This window comes from Arsenicibacter rosenii (genome assembly GCF_001870735.1).
Taxonomy (GTDB): Bacteria; Bacteroidota; Bacteroidia; order Cytophagales; family Spirosomataceae; genus Arsenicibacter; species Arsenicibacter rosenii.
The window spans coordinates 696879-715298 of the sequence record NZ_MORL01000001.1; the positions used below are offsets into that span (position 1 = coordinate 696879).

Consider the following 18420-nt stretch of genomic DNA (forward strand, 5'->3'; position numbering starts at 1 on the left):
AGGAAGCATCGCACAGGCGGCTTCAGGGAATGCGCCAACGATGCTTCCTGTGTTGGCATGACAAAAATCAGTAACGGCCCTGATCCTGAGAGCCTGAGTCCCGGATACGTGGCCGTCAGCGAATATTATTTTACCGTAAAGGAAGCCGTTGCGTCGGCCCAGGTCAACGATACGACGCCTTTCGGTGTAATATCGATGGTAAATTTCTCGGTAAACGATTTGGCTTTTTTCGCCGGTACCGTCACGCGCAGCACATCTTCATCCTGCTTATAGGAGAAAGCACCCCACTTAATCGTTTTGTTGAGAATGATAATCCACTCCTTTTCACCGGGAATGGTAAACAGGGCATACTTCCCTTTGGGCACGTCTTTGCCTTCCAGTTTTACATCATCCGAAAAGTCAATGGCGGTTGTTTCGTTAGCTCCGGTCCGCCAAACCTGGCCATAGGGCGCAATTTTACCGGCAGGGTCCCACACGTTACGACCTTTTACAGCAGGCTGGCTGTAATCAATGGTAATGGTTTTACTACCAACGGTTGCTTTTGCCTGAGCCGGCGGACTAGGACGGCTGGCTTTGTCCTGTTGAGCCATGGCGGTGAAAGCCAGCAGCGAAAAAAAGAAGGCGAATACCTTTTTCATGTGTATTTGTTTATCAATCATTCAGGAGTTAAATGTAGTAACTCTAGTGGGTTATTCCGATAAATCAGGCGTCAATCTCCCTGATTATTTAGCAAATTGAGCAGTCGGGCCAGTTCGAAGATATCGAGTACATAATCTACGCCAGCTTCCTGAATGGCCTGTTGGGGCATATAGGCCACGCGGGCGGTTTCTGGTTTCTGGGCAATAATCAGCCCTCCGGCCCGCTTAATGGCTTTCAGGCCAAGGGTTCCGTCGGCATTGGCTCCGGACAGCAGAATCCCGACCAGGGAAGGGCCAAACACATCTGCGGCAGACTCAAACGAAACATCGAGCGAAGGCCGGCTATAGTTTACTTTTTCGGATGCATCGAGCGAAAACACCAGGCTGTGCTCGATCAACAGGTGATAATCGGCCGGGGCAAGGTAGATATTGCCGGGCAGAAGCGGCTCCTTATCCTCCACTTCGTGAATAACCAGCCGGCTTTTACTGGTCAGCAGATCCGCAAGGGCCGATTCTGCCGTATGTTTCCGGTGCAGTACAATGATGAGCGTATAGGTCAGTGGTTCGGGCAAGGCCGGCAGTATTTTCAGTAACACTTCAATGCTACCGGCCGATCCGCCGATGATAACAGCCTTACAGGAATGGCTTACGTTACTTTTCTCCATATTTTTTCCTGTGAAAACTGTTTGAACTTCGGCTCAACCCCGGAGAACCGGAGCGTTTCGCGCGTACCGAGTGCCAGAAAACCCAGTTGTGCCAGGCTGTCATAAAACAAACGCAGTACCCGTTCCTGCAGGGATTTATCAAAGTAAATCAATACGTTACGGCAGAGAATCAGGTCAAATTCGTTGAATGAACTGTCGGACACGAGGTTATGGGTAGAAAAGATCATCTTCTCGCTCAGCGATTCATCGAACTTAACCTGCCCGTAATGTGCGGTGTAATACGACGAAAAATCCTGCACGCCGCCTGAAGCAATGTAATTTTCAGAATTAAGCTTCATTTCGCTGAGCGAAAAAAAACCTTTACGGGCCTTTTCCAGTACGGTTGGATTCAGGTCCGTGGCATACAACAGGGATTTATGCAGGAGATTGGCCTCCTTCAGCAGAATGGCCATAGAATATACCTCTTCGCCGGTTGAGCAGCCGGCATGCCAGATACGGATAAACGGTTTGGCCCGCAGGTTATCAATCACTTCCTGCCGAAGCACCCGGTAAAAGCCCGGGTCACGGAACATCTCCGTTACGTTGACCGTCAGTTCCTCCACAAAATGTTTCAGGTACGTTTCATCAGATCGGAGCCGGTAGCGTAGCTCGGCAAAGCTCGGGAATTTGTCCAGAGAACATAGCCGCTGCACCCGCCGTTTCAGCGAGGCCCGTGCATAGTTGGTGAAATCGTATCCGTATAGTTCAAAAAGATCATTTAGTAAAAGATCAAGATCATGCTCCTCAATCATCAATAAACAAGTTAAATACGAGCGAGTAATGTCAATAATTTATCGACGTCTATTGGCTTCGAAATATAATCATCGGCACCTGCTTCCAGACATTTTTCGCGGTCACCGACCATGGCCTGGGCAGTAACGGCGAAAATGGGCACTTCCCGGCGCGAACGAATACTCCGTATCCGCGGAATGGCCTCGTAGCCATCAATATCCGGCATCATCATATCCAGTAAAATGACATCAACCTCCTCATCCGTTTTTAATAATTCCAATGCTTCATCAGCGTGAAGAGACGACAGGCAGTCAAATGACTTTGCTTTCAGGGTAGCCTTCAGCGCAAAGATATTTCTGGCGTCATCATCGATGATTAATACTTTTTTCTTACGCATGTTGTTCTATTTTTTATCGCCTTGCCTCTGTGTAGTACTCATCGGTCTGTTCAGCGCTCATAGAGCCAAACCCGCAGTAAGGACATAAGCTGATCAATATCCACCGGTTTGGTAATATAGTCGGACGCACCCGCCTGAATGCACTTTTCACGGTCGCCGGTCATTGCCTTGGCCGTCACGGCAATCACCGGCAGGTTTTTCCACTGGTTGTTTTCGCGGATTTTGCGGGCCGTTTCGTAGCCATCCATCTTCGGCATCATCATGTCGAGCAACACCACGTCGATAGCCGGATTTTCGGCTAGTTTCTGCAAGGCTTCCTTGCCGTCGAGCGCCGTTACTACGTTCATTTTGTAGGTTTCCAGCGCTTTCGACAAGGAGAAAATATTCCGCACGTCGTCATCAGCCACCAGCACCGTCCGGTTTTGCAGGACCTGACTCAAGGCGCCCAGTTTACGTTCTTCCAGCGCCGTTCCTCCCGATCCCTTGTTGTTTTCGACGAGGTGCAGGAACAACGATACCTCGTCCAGCATGCGCTGATACGAATGGGCGGTTTTGACAATAATTGAATCAGCGTACTTTCTGATTTTCAGCTCTTCGGCCATCGACAGGCTCTTCCCGGTAAAAATAATGATCGGCAGGCTTTCGAGCCCCGGGTTTTTCCGGGCTTCTTCCAGCATTTCGTAGGCTTTCGAATCCGGAATACCCATATCCAGAATCACACAATCAACTTCTTTCCGTTTGAGGGCATCAATACCGGCCGAAACATCACTCTCCAGCTCCGAATTAATGCTGAACGTTTCCAGGAAGTAGGCCAGTGCCTTGGCATGCTTCGGGTTGTCTTCAATGATCAGTACCTTTTTGGCCTTCCGGTCGAGCACATATTCAATTTTTTTGAACACATCCTGCATCTGCTCAAAGGCCATGGGTTTATTCACAAAATCAATCGCTCCTTTCAGGATACTTTCCTTCTTGAGGCGGTGCGACGACATGATGTGTACCGGAATGTGCCGTGTCCGCGGGTTGGCCTTCAGGGCATCCATCACCTCCCAGCCACTCATCACCGGCAACTGAATATCGAGCAAAATGCCGTGCGGCTGGTAGATGCCGGCCAGTTCCAGCCCCTCGTCCCCCCGCACCGAAACAATGCCTTTGTAGCCCCGTTTCCGTGAATAATCGAGCAGTGACCGCGCAAAACCGGTATCATCCTCAATGATCAGAATGGTTTTGTCTGCTTCGGTAATCTCTTTCCGGTCGTCCGGTATCGCAGCCGGAATCAGCGTACTGATGTAAGACTGCTCTTTCGGCTCTGCCACCACCGGCACAGGCTCTGCTTTCGGGACAATCACCGGTGTCTTCGCAGGCAGCATCAACTCTTTATCGGGATTAACCGGGATACAGACCGTAAATTCGCTGCCTTTACCCGGCGTACTGGCCAGCAGAATTTCACCGCCCAGCAGCTTTGCCAGTTCCCGGCTGATGGAAAGGCCGAGTCCCGTTCCGCCATACTTCCGTTTCGTCGACCCGTCGGCCTGCTGGAAGGCCTCGAAAATCAGATGTTGTTTATCCGCCGGAATCCCGATACCGGTGTCTTTCACGGCAAAGCAAATGACGTCCTTCTGCTTTGGATGCCGTTGTACTGCCACCGTTACGCTACCTTGCGCCGTAAACTTGAGTGCATTGGAAATCAGATTCTTCAGGATCTGTCCAAGCCGCATCTTATCCGTTTCGATAATTGGCGGCACATTCGGAGCCACGCTGATCGAAAAGTCGAGTTTTTTCTCCCGCGCCAGTGGTGTAAATAAGGCCGACAACTCCGACGTAATGTCGTTGACCGCTACCTCCAGGTATTCGAGTTTCATCTGACCGGCCTCAATCTTGGACAGGTCCAGAATCTCATCAATCAGCCCCAGCAAGCCGTTGCCCGACGACTGGATGACTTTTGCGTATTCCACCTGGTCGGTGGTCAGGTTTTCTTCGTCATTTTCAGACAATAACCGGCTCAGTAACAGAATGGAGTTCAGCGGTGTCCGGAGTTCGTGCGACATATTAGCCAGGAACTCGGATTTATAACGGGTACTGATTTCCAGTTCTTCGGCCTTCCGCTGGATTTCCGCATTTTTTTCCTCAAGCAGGAAACTGCGCTCTTCGAGTTCGGCGTTGGTCTGCTGCAATTCCTCCTGCTGCACCCGGAGTTCTTCCTCCGACGCCTGAAGTTTCTGGGCCTGCATTTCGAGTTCGGCATTCAGGTTTTCCAGCTCGGTATGCTGGGCCTGAAGCTCCTCCGACTGCGCCTGCGTTTCTTCGAGGAAATTCTGCAGTTTGATGTAATCCAGGGCAGAGTTTACTCCGATGGCCAGGGCCTCGGTATTTCCTTCGAGGAAGGCCAGTTCCAGCTCCGTCGGGGCTTTCAGCAGGCCAAGTTCAATTATGCCGATACACACCCCGTCATACAGCAGCGGAAGCACCACAATGGTAGCCGGGCGGACGGCTCCGAGCGACGAGTTGATGTCGAAATACGCCTCCGGAAAATCGGAAACAACAATGGTTTTCTTTGCCGTAATCGCCTGGCCCGCCAGCCCTTCTCCGGGCAAAAGACGGGTCGGTACGTTTTTGGCGGCATAACCGGCCATCAGCCCGTAGCTGCCATCGTCATTGATGATGTAAATGGTACCCAGCGGTGCCTTTACATACTTAGCGATCGCGTCGATCAGCCCGGCCGCCAGACGTTTCAGCTCCCGCTGCCCCCGGATGGCCTCACTCAGGGTAACCGTACCGGCCTGTAGCCAGTTTCTGGCTTTCAGGTCGGTAAATGTCTGTTCCAGTGCACTGCCCATGCTGTTGAGCGCTTTGGCGATCCGGCCCAGCTCATCCTCTTTTTCATCCTGCGACCGGACCGTATAATCGCCTCCGGCAATGGCCGAGGTGACTTTTTCCATATCGGTTATACGCCGGGTTGTTTCAAGATACCGGGCTTCGGCTTCCCGTTGCCGGGCAATCCGTTCATCCAGGTCCCGTTTGATACGGATATAGGTGCTTACCGTAATCAGGATAGAAATGATGGCCGCCAGGGCCAGCAAATAAGGCGTATAGGTAATATAGAACTGCTGTTGGTCCAGACGCCGCTTCAACAGGGCATTTTCGTCCCGCTTAATCCGGTTCACCACAATGCGCAGATCGTCCATGATTTTTTTCCCGCGCAGCATTTCACGATGCCGGGCTACGGTATCCTGAGCTGACCGGCTGGATCGCCTTACGAGATCAACCACTTTCTGCATCTGATTGAACTTGTTCTCGTAGAGAGTTTTCACCAGCTCCAGATGCCGGCGTTGCAACTGGTTGTCACTCGTTAAACCAACCAATACCTCATACGAATTCGCCACTTTTTCATAGGCGCCTGTGTATGGCTGCAAAAACCGTTCGTCGAGCGTTACCAGATACCCGCGCTGCCCCGTTTCGGCATCTTTCATGTAGGAGATTACATTCTCGGCTTCAATCAGGACCTGATTGGTGTGGTTCACTAACTTAGAATTGTCGATCAGTTTCTGTGTACTGTAATACGAAGCAAATAAGCTCAGCACCAGTATCAGAATGGAGGCTGAAAAAACGATCTGTAACTGTCGGATGACAGTGGTGGCAGCTGATGTCATTGAATACGTGAACGTTGGGCCTAATAAATCTTTTTGTTAACGCGGAGTGGGTAACGCAGCAGCGGGTAAGCTGCCGGCAGGTCTGCGGTATTTATGACTTCATGACAACGACCGGTTCAGGGCGCTGTACTAATGGTAACACAATGACAAACTGAGAGCCCTCGTTTACCTTGCTTCGTGCCCAGATCAGTCCGCCATGCTTATCAATATTCTTCTTGGCAATGGCGAGACCAATACCGGTACCCTCGTAATTACCCTGGGTTTCAAGGCGCTGAAAGATAACAAATATCCGGTCCAGAAACTTTTCATCGAAGCCGATGCCGTTGTCTTCCACCACAATACGGCAGTAATCTCCCGTTTCAGAAGCCGGACTGTCAATATCCTTACGGCTGATCAGTTCTGCCCGTATGCTGATTTCAGGGGCCTGGTCCTGACGGGAAAATTTCAGGGCATTACTGATCAGGTTCTGAAACACCTGTCGTATGCGTCCGGGAACAATCTCAACCACCGGCAGGGTTTCAATGGTGATCTTCGCCTTTTTGCGGCTGATTGTTTCTTCAAAATCAACCAGCAGTTCCTGCATCAGCTCGTTCAGGTTGGTCGGCATAAACGGGGCCGGAACCGTCAGCTGGGAATACGCCAGTAAATCCTTAATCAGCCGTGACATGCGGGCCGACGCGCGGATCGACCGGTCCAGATACGAGACCGCCTCAGGGTTGTCTTTCAGGTAATTCTCCTTAACCATGTCGTTAAAAACCTGAATTTTCCGGAGCGGTTCCTTTAAATCGTGCGAGACCACCCAGGCAAACTGCTGTAGTTCATGGTTGGTCCGTTCGAGTTCATTGTTTTTGGCTAACAATTCCTGCGTCCGCTTACTGACTTCCTGCTCCAGCATTTCGGCGGTGACTTTCTGCGAATGAATGTCGGAAAACGTCCCGACCCAGCGCAGAATACTTCCTTCCTGCCGTACCGGCACAATCCGGAGCAGGTAAAACCGGTATGCTTTCGTGTGCAGATCACACAGCCGGACTTCCCTGACAAATTCTTCGCCGCATACTCTGGCTACTTCCCAGCCCTCACAAACAGAGTGATCATCCGGATGAAGCTCGGGAAAGGTATGGGCGTCTTTCGAGTATAAAAACCAGTGGTTATTGACGTATTCAATCCGGCCGTCCGTTGTAACGGTAAACGCAATCTGCGGAAGCGACTCCATCACCGACTGCAATTCCTGCATCCGTTCGGCCAGCGCTTCCTGCGCCCGTTTGCGGACCTCAACTTCTTTCTGAAGCGCTTTCTGGGCCTCCCGAAGCTCCTCCTGCTGTTTATAGAGCCGGTGCAGCGTCTTAACTTTCAGTACCAGAATATCGGGATCTACCGGCTTGGTCAGGTAGTCGATGCCACCCGAGCTGTAGCCTTTGGTAATAAATTTTTTCTCGGTATTAACGGCCGAAAGAAAGATAATGGATGTATCCCGTGCTTTACTGAAGCCCGCGATGGCATTGGCCACTTCAAAGCCGTCCATACCCGGCATTTGAACATCCAGAATGATAACAGAATAATTATTCTTCAGCACTTTCTTTAACGCCTCCTCTCCCGACTCAGCGCTATCGACCGGGAATTGGTGCAGTTCAAGAATTTTTCTGAGCGGAAGTATATTTTCTGGCCTATCATCAACAATGAGAATCATATCCCAGGAAACGCGTTTTATACCTTAACGTGAGTAAATATGTACGTTTTACACGTAACTACACCGAAATTAATTGAATTATCTTTCATGTGCGTATTTTTTTAGCGTACAACGATTCCCGTAAACTAATCCCCACTGATTGTAAACTAAATACGTTTTTTTTTGCCTTTCCCGATTTTTTACAGAATAGCCGGAATTCGGTCGGGAACCCCTAACTTGCATGCATACAAAACCAATACTAAACCACTTACAGACATGAAACGCTGGTTATACCTGCCACTCGCCCTGGTGGCCGTACAGACATTCGCCCAGTCTTCGCTCCCACCCGCTGCCATACAGATTAAGCTGGCCACGCTGGCCGCACCGGCCGACAAGCGCGACGGGGCAACGGTGCTGGGCTACAACCCGAACAAAGAACTGGTTGAACTCCGGAAAGGTACCAACGAACTGATTTGCCTGGCCGACGATCCGGCTCAGAAAGGCTTCAGCGTGTCGTGTTACCACCGCGACCTGGAGCCCTTTATGAAGCGGGGCCGTGAGCTGAAGCAGGAAGGGAAAAAGCCGGACGAGATCCTGAAAATACGGGAAGCAGAGGTAAAAAGCGGGAAGTGGGCGATGCCGAAGCATCCGTCATCCTTGTTTGTCTATACCGCAAAAGAAGAAAACGTCGACCTGGCAACCGGCGAGGTAAAAGACGGCTATCAGCGGGGTGTGGTCTATATTCCTTACGCCACGACCGAAAGTACCGGTCTGCCCACCTCTCCCCCGGCACCGGGTATGCCCTGGATTATGGACCCGGGTACGCACCGGGCTCACATCATGATCAACCCGCCGGCCCCACAGGGCAAATAAGCTCATAAAAAAGGGCTGCGTTTCGTAAAACGCAGCCCTTTTTTTGTACTAAACAACGCTACTGTTTTTTGATATCTCCGCGGATTTCACCGTTCGGATAAGCCGCTGTATGGAAATTGACGTAATACTGTCCCGCCAGAATGCTATCCCGCTGAGTCCGGCGCAGAGACGTAGTACCGCTGATGGGTGAGGTCAGGCTGGCAAACGGAATAATTGGCGCACCCGTCCCGTTCGCACTGTCAATCCGGTGAATGTGGCCTGCGGTCGGCGTGATGCCCTGGTACGTCACAGTATAGCTCATGACGTTCGTCGTCGTATCGATCGTACCGGTCATCGTACCGGTAGCCGTTGAGGTTGTCGATGTTGGTTTTTCCTGTAAGCCGTTAATGTCTGCTTTCAGATTTACGACATTGTTTGTCGGTGTGGGGTTGTTGTTGTTATCGTCGTCATTGTTACAGGCTGCAAAAACTGTCATCACTGCCAAAAAGGCCGCCCCTCCAATCCATTTCGAGTTCATTCGCTGTTGAGTTTTAAGTTGCAAACTAGTTTAAGACTATATCCCATCGGATTAATCTTCTTATCACTATTACAATGTCATTCAACCCCACAATATTGTCAGCCGTTTCTCAAACTGAGCGAACGGCCCGGCCCCCGTCAGCCAAAACTTCCTTAAAACCGGGTTTTGAGCCGGATAATCTATACTGATTACCAATTATTTCAGTATTTGTAATCAGTATAAAGTCCGTATTGCCAAAAATGCCTTAATTTTGAGGCTGAAAAACCAATCTGCGTCAATCAATCTTTGGTGCTGCGTTCCTGGTTGTCTGTGCTTTGTTTTCCGGTATTATCCTGAACTCAGCAACTCAATACTCAGCAGCTCAGAACAAAAAAGAGAACGCAACTTTAGACCCAGTTCATTATTTGCTATGGCATTTGATTTTGACATGATTCAACGCGTTTACGCTGGTTTAGGCGAGCGCGTCGAAGCTGCCCGCAAGGTAGTAGGCCGTCCTCTGACATTGTCGGAGAAAATTTTATACGCTCACCTGTCAGCCGGTACCCCGACTCAAGCTTATGAGCGCGGAAAATCATACGTTGATTTTGCCCCTGACCGTGTTGCGATGCAGGACGCAACAGCCCAAATGGCGCTGTTACAGTTTATGCAGGCTGGCCGGTCAAAAGTTGCCGTACCGTCAACTGTACACTGCGATCACCTGATTCAGGCTAAAGTTGGTGCTGTAGAGGATTTGGCCATTGCCAACGATAAAAACAAAGAAGTATACGACTTCCTGGCGTCGGTGTCGAACAAATACGGCATTGGTTTCTGGAAGCCGGGTGCCGGTATCATCCACCAGGTCGTAATCGAAAACTACGCCTTCCCGGGCGGTATGATGATCGGTACGGATTCACACACACCCAACGCCGGCGGTCTGGGTATGATTGCTATCGGTGTTGGTGGCGCGGATGCCTGCGACGTGATGGCCGGTCTGCCATGGGAGCTTAAAATGCCTAAACTGATCGGTGTAAAACTGACGGGTAAACTGAGCGGCTGGGCTTCGGCAAAAGACGTGATCCTGCGTGTGGCCGGTATCCTGACCGTAAAAGGCGGTACGGGCTGCATCGTTGAATATTTCGGCGAAGGTGCAGAAAGCCTGTCGGCCACCGGTAAAGGTACCATCTGTAACATGGGTGCCGAAATCGGGGCGACCACATCGATTTTCGCTTACGACGAGAAAATGGGTGATTACCTGCGGTCGACGAACCGTGCGGATATCGCTGATGCGGCCAGTGCGGTAGCGGCTGACCTGCGCTCAGACGACGAGGTATACGCTGATCCGGCGTCTTACTTCGACCAGCTGATCGAGATCAACCTGTCGGAACTGGAGCCACACATCAACGGTCCGTTCACGCCGGATCTGGCATGGCCACTGTCTAACTTCGCCAAGGCGGTTAAAGAAAACGGCTGGCCGGAGAAACTGGACGTAGGTCTGATCGGTTCGTGTACGAACTCGTCGTACGAAGACATGACCCGTTCGGCGTCCATCGCTGAGCAGGCGACGAAGAAAAACCTGAAAGTAAAAGCGGAGTTTACCATTACGCCAGGTTCTGAACTGGTACGGTTCACCGCCGGGCGCGATGGTCTCTTAGATACATTTGAGCACATGGGTGGTGTCGTTCTGGCCAATGCCTGTGGTCCTTGTATCGGTCAGTGGGCTCGCCACATGGACGATCCGAGCCGTAAGAACTCAATCATTACGTCGTTTAACCGGAACTTCGCCAAGCGGAACGACGGTAACGCTAGCACACACGCGTTCGTGGCATCGCCGGAAATCGTGACGGCCCTGGTGATTGCCGGTGACCTGACGTTTAACCCGATGACCGATACGCTGATCAACGAAAATGGGGAAGCCGTTATGCTCGACGAGCCGCAGGGCATTGAGCAGCCGGTTAAAGGCTATGCCGTTGACGATGCCGGTTATCAGGCTCCTGCCGAAGATGGTTCAGGCGTTAACGTACTGGTTAGCCCTACCTCAGATCGTCTGCAACTGCTTGATTCGTTCAAGGCCTGGGAAGGTACCGACCTGACTGGCCTGAAACTATTGATCAAGGCAAAGGGCAAGTGTACGACTGACCACATTTCGATGGCCGGTCCATGGCTGAAGTACCGTGGTCACCTCGACAACATCTCGAACAACATGCTGATTGGCGCGGTCAACTACTACAACGACCAGACAAACAGCGTGAAAAACCAGCTGACCGGCGAGTACGGCGAAGTACCGGCTACACAGCGGGCTTACAAGGCTGCCGGTATCGGTTCGGTCGTAGTGGGTGACGAAAACTACGGTGAAGGTTCATCACGCGAACATGCGGCGATGGAGCCCCGTCACCTGGGTGTCCGGGCGATTCTGGTTCGCTCATTTGCGCGTATCCACGAAACCAACCTGAAGAAGCAGGGTATGCTGGCGCTGACGTTTGTTAACCCTGCCGATTACGACAAAGTACAGGAAGACGACTCAATCGACATCCTGGGTCTGACGACGTTTGCCCCTGGTCAGCCCCTGACCGTCCGGCTGACGCACGCCGACGGATCGGTCGACGAGTTCCCGGTAAACCATACGTACAACGAAGGACAGATCGAGTGGTTCAAAGCCGGTGCGGCCCTGAACCTGATTAAGATGAAGCAGGCGTAATCGCCCGGACTTCGATATACTATCCCGGCCAGCGGCATGTCCCCTGGCCGGGATTTTTGTTTTCAGAGGGCTCCGACTTGCCGTCCATAAATCGAAAAACGCTAGATTTGCTCATTAGAAAATTCCATTCCGCATTCCTCAATGGCCATTCACATTACACCAGCTTACCGTTTTTTCTTCCTGTTCTTTTTTTCGGTTTTTCTCAGCAGTAAGGGTTTTACAGGCCCGGTAGCCTCGCTCCTCATTCCGGATTCACTTTTTAAAGGAGATGTTCCCACAATAACCTGCACCCCGCCTTCAGGCTTGACCGAAACCGGCCAGAGTTTTCAGTCGACTACCCTCAACTGGACCTTCGAATTCGGATCGCTTTACACGATTCAGCTTAAATCCGGTCCGGAAGGCGGCTGGACGGATGTACAGACCAATTATTTCGGATCAAGCTATACCCTCTATCCGCTTACTTTCGGGCAGACGTATTCGTGGCGGCTGAAGCGGACTTGTACCGACGGTTCATCCTCTGACTGGTCACCGGTACGGACGTTTACGCTTAGTTGCTTTGTGCCTTCCGTAACATTAGAGTTTATCAACAACGGTTCAACGTTTATCCGGTCGGCAGCACAGGACGATCTTGCGGTTACCTACACATACAGATGGCGGCTGGCAGGGACGGAGGCATGGAACTACAGGAGCAATGTTAACACACGTGATTACAATGAAACACCGTTGGTGAAAAACGGCCTCTATGAGTGGCAGGTCCGTTCGGAGTGCCCGGATGGTAGTAGTTCGGCCTACTGTGAAATAAAAACAAGCCCCGTTCAGTGTCCTCAGGTAAGCGGACTCCAGGAAGTCTATGTCACCCCTACTTCTGCTGTCGTCAGCTGGATAGCCTACTATGATATTTATTTTCTGCTGTGGCGTAAAAAAGGCAATACAAAATGGTATTCCAGAAAGGAGTACACATTTCATTCAGGCAGATTCATTGCGAATCAAATCGGAGGTTTGGAAGCTGGCACCGAGTATGAATGGTGTGTCCAGCTTCGTTGTCCTGACGGGGCCATTTCAACTTCTAAAATCCGGACGTTTGTTACCCAGTGTACAACCCAATTAAACGACAACCTGAATAACGCCCAGGTTTATGCTACCAGTGCGCTTGTTAACTGGACGAATGCCGGCAAATACACATCCACTATACCTGCAAAAACATACTTCCAGATTCGATACCGCTCTGCTTCGGATTCGACGTGGCATGAATCGGAAAAACTGGCAGATGGTAATGCTTACTATTTAATTACCGGATTAGTATCCAATCAGCAATACGAATGGCAAGTACGTCAGTATTGTTCCCCTTCTATATACACCGATTACTCATCCGGCAAATATTTTATTACAAGATGCAGTGAGGTCTCGGATATGAGAACTTTTTTTATCAAGGCTACATCTGCTTATTTACAGTGGTTTCTTAGTGGAAGTGAAAATACTGTCATCCAATGGCGGGAAACGGGTAGCGATAACTGGCAATCTGCCTCCGCAGATAATTCTTATGAGCTAAAAGGTTTAAATGCAAATACTGAGTATGAATGGCGTATCCGTTATCATTGTGACAGGGAGAAATATAGTTCCAGCATAAAATTCAAAACCCAGAAGGAAGTTATCTGTCCAAAAGTAAACTCGGCTTCATCCAGTATAATAGACTCAACATCCGTCAGGCTCTCATGGAGCTTGTCAAACTCTGCGGACATCACTACCTACCAGGTCAGATGGCGACAGGTTGGCACTTCGGAGTGGTCATACTCTCCTCCGACCACACAAATGAGCTACACAGTAACCGGCTTAAATTTTAATCTGAAATACGAATGGGATTTAGTATACATATGCGAAGGAGTGACCTCTGTTTATAGTCCTCAGTATGATCGTATTTTCCCACAAATAAACTGTCCCTATTCAGCAATATATGAATACAGTATTGGCAGTAAAGCAATAACGCTGCAAATTACAGGAAGCTGGTTAAGCAAAAATGTGGACAATGAGTTGCAGGTACGGGTTTCTGGAGCGGTAAGCTGGTCTTCAATTAAAGGTATTACCATTGGGGGCTTTAATTCAGTAACCGGCTTAATGCCAAACACCGTATATCAATTCAGATGCCGCGCGTATTGTTCTGACCAGTTTTCGGTAATAAGGTCATTTACTACACTTACACCTTGTGACATAAATGAGCCTAATGAAACAATTACAGAGGCTATACCCCTGTCCGGTACATCCGTTGAAACAAGTGTATTGTGCTTAGATCAATCTCTTGATAAGGACTGGTTTAAATGGGAATATAAGGGTATTTCGTACTACATCTTGGTTACGCCTATCACCAGATATGGAACTGGACCGTACAAACTTAACCTGAGTATTTCTAATGAGATTCTGACTGTCAAAACAGCTCCGGCCACCGACACGTATGCGGATAGTACCGACACCTTTTTACAGATTTATGCCGCAGACGGCAAAACGTTGCTGGCCGAAAACGACGATTTTGATCAATACTATTCTGAAGTAACACTTTACCTTGCGAAGCCCTTCTCAACCGTCCGGCCCGGGCGTTGGTCTGATCCAGTCATCTGGTCAACATTCAGAGTACCTGCTGCCATTGACCCTGTTTTAATCCGGCATCCGGTTAAGCTACCGGCAGCAACAACCGGTAAAGCATCCCGTATTTCGTATGATGCCGGCGGCAGCCTGCAACTTGAGAGCGGGGCCAAACTAAAGATCACGCCTTAACGCCTGTCTTTATGATAAATGGTAAATAAGGGCTCATCTGGCTACTGGTGCCGAATGCTAAGTATGCATGCAAAAGCGGCTTACGAAAAACAGTAAATACTCAAAGGCAAATACAGTCATTTACGATGAAAAACCATACTCCACATCTTGTTTGTTGTCTGATCTTTTTTTTACAAATCATCCATTCATCTGCTACGGCCAGCAATGATTTCTTAATTACTACTATTGATACAGCACAATGTCCAAAGGTAGCCAGTCTCTTTACGCTCTGGCGTACCCCCGCAACTGCCTTTTTAGTCTGGGGCTCCAGTGGAAAAGATGCTGCCTATGAGTGCCGGTGGCGAGAGACCGGTACGCAGGAGTGGAATGTCAGGTCTGATATTAAGGTAGCAAACCTTATTATAAATAATCTCAAAGGCGGTAAACAGTATGAATGGCAGGTACGGGCACTCTGCAGCGGATCAGTATTCGGGGCATACTCCGATGTGATGGTATTCACCGCAATGTGTACCCCCCCACAGCTCCCGTCTTTGTCATGGGTTAAGCCAGATGAAGCCCAGCTCAACTGGAATATCAGCGGCGAAGCAAACACTTATAATTTACGATGGCGACCATCTTCGGTAAGTCTCTGGAATACCATTACTAACATTACGACTAATACATACCGGTTGACAGGACTTACGAATAAAACCCTTTATCAGTGGCAAGTCCAATCCGTCTGTGAAGACGGCAGTCTGTCTGACTTTTCGGCTGTCGGCTCATTTTACACAGCCTGTACGCCTCCGCTCTATTCCTTGATTGAGGCGGCATCACCTACCTCCGCTTATCTGGCATGGCCAGGTTTAAGCGGTCTTACCTACAAAATTGACTGGAGAAAAGCCGGTGAAACAACTTGGAATAGCCTGACTACTCTGTCAAATAATAGCACGTTAAGTAACCTCCAGCCGGAGACCACCTATCAATACCGCTTACAGAGTATTTGCACGAGTGAAATTAGTTCAGGGTTCACAGCCATTCAACAATTCACAACCGGCTGTTATTTTGATACTTTTGCATACACGGATAATATTACCTCTAACGCAGCGCGTATCCGTTGGTCTGCGCCGTTACAGGGTCAGCGGTTTCAGGTCCGCTGGCGTGTGCAGGGGACACAGGACTGGATCATAAGCGAAATCCTGAGGACTAATTCCTTTTATCTTACGAATCTGGCCAATGCCACAACCTATGAATGGCAGCTTCGTGCTATCTGTACGGATCAATCAAGCACTGAGTATGGTCGGGTAAATGAGTTCACAACGCAGTGTTCAATCCCTTGCTGTACAAAGAACTATAACTTAAATCATGCATCCATACTCAGGTGGGAGAGCTTTGAGCTGGGAGCAAATTTTCGGGTTCGCTGGCGCGAAGCAGGCAGTCTGACATGGAACCTGACCGATCTGCAACCCGGATGGTATATTCAGCTCAATAACCTGATTGATGGGCACTACTATGAATGGCAGGTACAAACTATTTGCCGTGACGGTAATGAGTCGGCCTTCTCTCCGGTAACCTCCTTTACGTTTAACTCTGTTGATTGTGACCCACAGGAACCTAATAATACGCCTGAGACTGCGACGCCTGTTACTTCCTTAACATTTACGAGTCCTGATGTATGTCTGGATAATCCACTGGATCAGGATTGGTATAAGTATTCTTATCTGGGACAGGATTACTACATTCTGGTTTCAACTTGGAGTAACTCCGCAAATCCAGCTAACAATACCAGTAAATACAGACTATACCTGAACATCGCTCATGATACGTTAACGATAGAGACCCAATCCGTCAATAGCTCGCAAACAGACACCTATCTGTTTCTGTATAATGCAGACAGAAGGATACTGCTCGCCGAAAATGATGACACGAACGGCCCTTTTTCACGGATCATCTACACGTTACCAGAGGATTGTATGCGCTTTTATACAATCAAATCCGGCAGCTGGAACGATCCTGCCTGTTGGTCGTGTAATCAGATCCCCGGCCAACAGCATGATGTTCAAATCTTACATCGTATTACTGTCCCTGCAAATTACACGGCGCAGGCCGCCAAAGTCACCTATGGCAATGGCGGGGTGCTGTTATTCGGCGCAGGCGCAAAGCTCCGCGTTTACAAATAACCTCCACTACAACTTCGGCTTCCCCGGCTTTACCGGGGCTTCGTAGGTTTTTACCCCCTGAACATTCAGTTTGCGGGCGTAGGTTTTATCCCCGCAAACGATATGCAGGAGATTATGGTCGGGGCCGCCGAAATACAGCTGTTGCGGTTGTCCAGTGGGTAACGGCAGGATGGCGTTGACCCGCCCAACCTGGTCCAGCACCTGAACTCCCAGACTCGTAGCCACATACACCCGACCATCCTTGTCACAAGCCAGCGAGGTGGCTCCTGCGTTTTCGGTCGTATCCGGTACATGCAGCCAGCCATACTGCTGTTTATTAGCCAGTCGTCCGTCGGGCAGAATCGTATAGAGCCAAATCCAGTGGGTTGTCGGTTCCAGTACGTAAAGCTGTGTCTGATCCGGCGTCAGGGCGAGGCCGGAAGCACTGCGCAGCCCCGTGTCAACCCGCTGAATATGTTTGTTGCGTACCAGATAAACACTGCCCTCCGAAGGCCCCGTAACCGTTATGTACAGGTCTCCGTTATGGGCCGCTACCAGATCATTGCCCCGTAGCCCCTTTACCAGCACACGCGCTTTTCCGTCCTGGTCATACGCCATCACGTCGCCGGTGGATGAGGAGAGCATATATTGTTGCCGGTCAGGCCCCTGCACCTGTTTGCCGGGCTGCCTGCCGCGCGTTGCCGGTCGGGCCGGTGGCGACACGGTTTGCCACCCCTCGCCAGGTAGCAGGATGTCGCTCAGAAACTGATTTTTTGTCTTGCCGGTGGCAACCGGTGCCGGCCAGTCCTTCCAGAGCCAGCGCATGGCTTCCGGAAAAACCGCTGTGCCGTGTTTCCCGTTATGCCCGCCTTCGCCCCAGACGTGCTGCACCTCGTAACCGGCAAACGTCAGTGCCCGCTCCATGGCTTCGTTGGCTTTCCACCAGTCGCCGGCGTAGATATTCAGGTCATTGGCGCCATCCTGCAAAAAGACGCGGATGGGTTTAGGCTCCGTTTTCCGCACCAGGGTGCTGTAGCGGTCGCCGCCCCGAAGGCCTACATAGGTCCCGATGGCGCTGAAGACCCGCGAAAACGCATCCGGCCGCTCCCACGCGGCGGTAAAGGCACAGACGGCCCCGCTGCTTGATCCGCCGATGGCCCGGTCGTTACCGGATGTCGACAACCGGATCACCCGCCCGTCGCCGGTCTTTTGTTTTTCGACCTCCGGCAGTAGTTCGTCAAGGATAAAACGGGCATAGGCATCCCCCAAACCATCGTATTCAAAACTCCGGTTATACCGGTCAAGCGCTTTGTCTGGATTGGCCGCCCGCACGCGGCCGGGCGTCACAAAGACACCGATGGTCACCGGCATCTTGCCCTGATGGATCAGGTTATCAAAAACGGCCGGAGCTTTCCACTGAATGCCATCCTGATTGACATAGACACAGGCGGGTTTATCGGGGGAATACTGTGCCGGGACATAGACCCAGTACTCCCGCCAGGTACCGGGATAAATGGCAGACTTTTCGAACGTAAATTTCAGCACCTCCCCTTTCGGAACGCCCGCCTGTTCGACGGATGCGGGATCATCGGGATAGGTTTCGGCCGGCGTCTGGGCCAATACAGCGGATACCGCACACCATAGCGCGAGAAATAAGCCTGTTTTCATTCG

The 18420-nt window shown here is 50.6% G+C and carries 12 protein-coding genes; 4 read left to right on the forward strand and 8 right to left on the reverse strand.

Going from position 1 to position 18420, the window contains the following annotated elements:
- Window positions 1-125: 125 nt before the first annotated feature.
- From BLX24_RS02670 to BLX24_RS02695, 6 genes are all read right to left on the reverse strand, one after another.
- On the reverse strand, window positions 126-638 hold the full coding sequence (locus BLX24_RS02670) for a DUF2911 domain-containing protein (protein WP_071501793.1): 513 nt from the start codon (window positions 636-638) through the stop codon (window positions 126-128).
- A 71-nt stretch (window positions 639-709) separates the two neighbouring features.
- The gene (locus BLX24_RS02675) at window positions 710-1303 is read right to left on the reverse strand and encodes a chemotaxis protein CheB (RefSeq protein WP_071501504.1); all 594 of its coding nucleotides are present in this window, start codon (window positions 1301-1303) and stop codon (window positions 710-712) included.
- On the reverse strand, window positions 1285-2094 hold the full coding sequence (locus BLX24_RS02680) for a CheR family methyltransferase (RefSeq protein ID WP_071501505.1): 810 nt from the start codon (window positions 2092-2094) through the stop codon (window positions 1285-1287). Before BLX24_RS02680 ends, BLX24_RS02675 begins: the two co-directional genes overlap by 19 nt.
- A gap of 11 nt (window positions 2095-2105) precedes the next feature.
- Window positions 2106-2471: a response regulator gene (locus BLX24_RS02685; protein WP_071501506.1), complete on the reverse strand. Its 366-nt coding sequence runs from the start codon at window positions 2469-2471 to the stop codon at window positions 2106-2108.
- Window positions 2472-2521: 50 nt separating this feature from the next.
- Window positions 2522-6118 carry a response regulator gene (locus BLX24_RS02690; RefSeq protein WP_071501507.1) on the reverse strand — a complete coding sequence of 1199 codons (3597 nt, stop codon included), beginning with the start codon at window positions 6116-6118 and terminating at the stop codon, window positions 2522-2524.
- A 91-nt stretch (window positions 6119-6209) separates the two neighbouring features.
- A complete protein-coding gene (locus tag BLX24_RS02695; protein ID WP_071501508.1) occupies window positions 6210-7805 on the reverse strand; it encodes a hybrid sensor histidine kinase/response regulator in 1596 nt (531 codons plus the stop codon).
- A gap of 255 nt (window positions 7806-8060) precedes the next feature.
- On the opposite strand from BLX24_RS02695, the gene BLX24_RS02700 reads away from it, so the two are divergent.
- A complete protein-coding gene (locus BLX24_RS02700) occupies window positions 8061-8657 on the forward strand; it encodes a hypothetical protein (protein ID WP_071501509.1) in 597 nt (198 codons plus the stop codon).
- A 58-nt stretch (window positions 8658-8715) separates the two neighbouring features.
- Here the strand turns inward: BLX24_RS02700 and BLX24_RS02705 are convergent, their stop codons facing one another.
- Complete coding sequence (locus BLX24_RS02705; protein ID WP_071501510.1) at window positions 8716-9174, reverse strand: CHRD domain-containing protein; 459 nt, start codon at window positions 9172-9174, stop codon at window positions 8716-8718.
- 409 nt (window positions 9175-9583) lie between these two features.
- Here BLX24_RS02705 and BLX24_RS02710 point away from each other — a divergent pair, with 409 nt between their 5' ends.
- From BLX24_RS02710 to BLX24_RS02720, 3 genes are all read left to right on the forward strand, one after another.
- Window positions 9584-11848 carry an aconitate hydratase gene (locus BLX24_RS02710; protein ID WP_071501511.1) on the forward strand — a complete coding sequence of 755 codons (2265 nt, stop codon included), beginning with the start codon at window positions 9584-9586 and terminating at the stop codon, window positions 11846-11848.
- A 141-nt stretch (window positions 11849-11989) separates the two neighbouring features.
- Window positions 11990-14614 carry a fibronectin type III domain-containing protein gene (locus BLX24_RS02715; protein WP_071501512.1) on the forward strand — a complete coding sequence of 875 codons (2625 nt, stop codon included), beginning with the start codon at window positions 11990-11992 and terminating at the stop codon, window positions 14612-14614.
- A gap of 125 nt (window positions 14615-14739) precedes the next feature.
- Entirely contained in the window at window positions 14740-16770 is a 2031-nt protein-coding gene (locus BLX24_RS02720) for a fibronectin type III domain-containing protein (protein WP_083421756.1), read from the forward strand.
- Window positions 16771-16776: 6 nt separating this feature from the next.
- Here BLX24_RS02720 and BLX24_RS02725 read toward each other — a convergent pair whose 3' ends face one another.
- Window positions 16777-18417, reverse strand: a complete 1641-nt coding sequence (locus BLX24_RS02725) for an SMP-30/gluconolactonase/LRE family protein (RefSeq protein WP_071501514.1) — start codon at window positions 18415-18417, stop codon at window positions 16777-16779.
- Window positions 18418-18420: the final 3 nt, after the last annotated feature.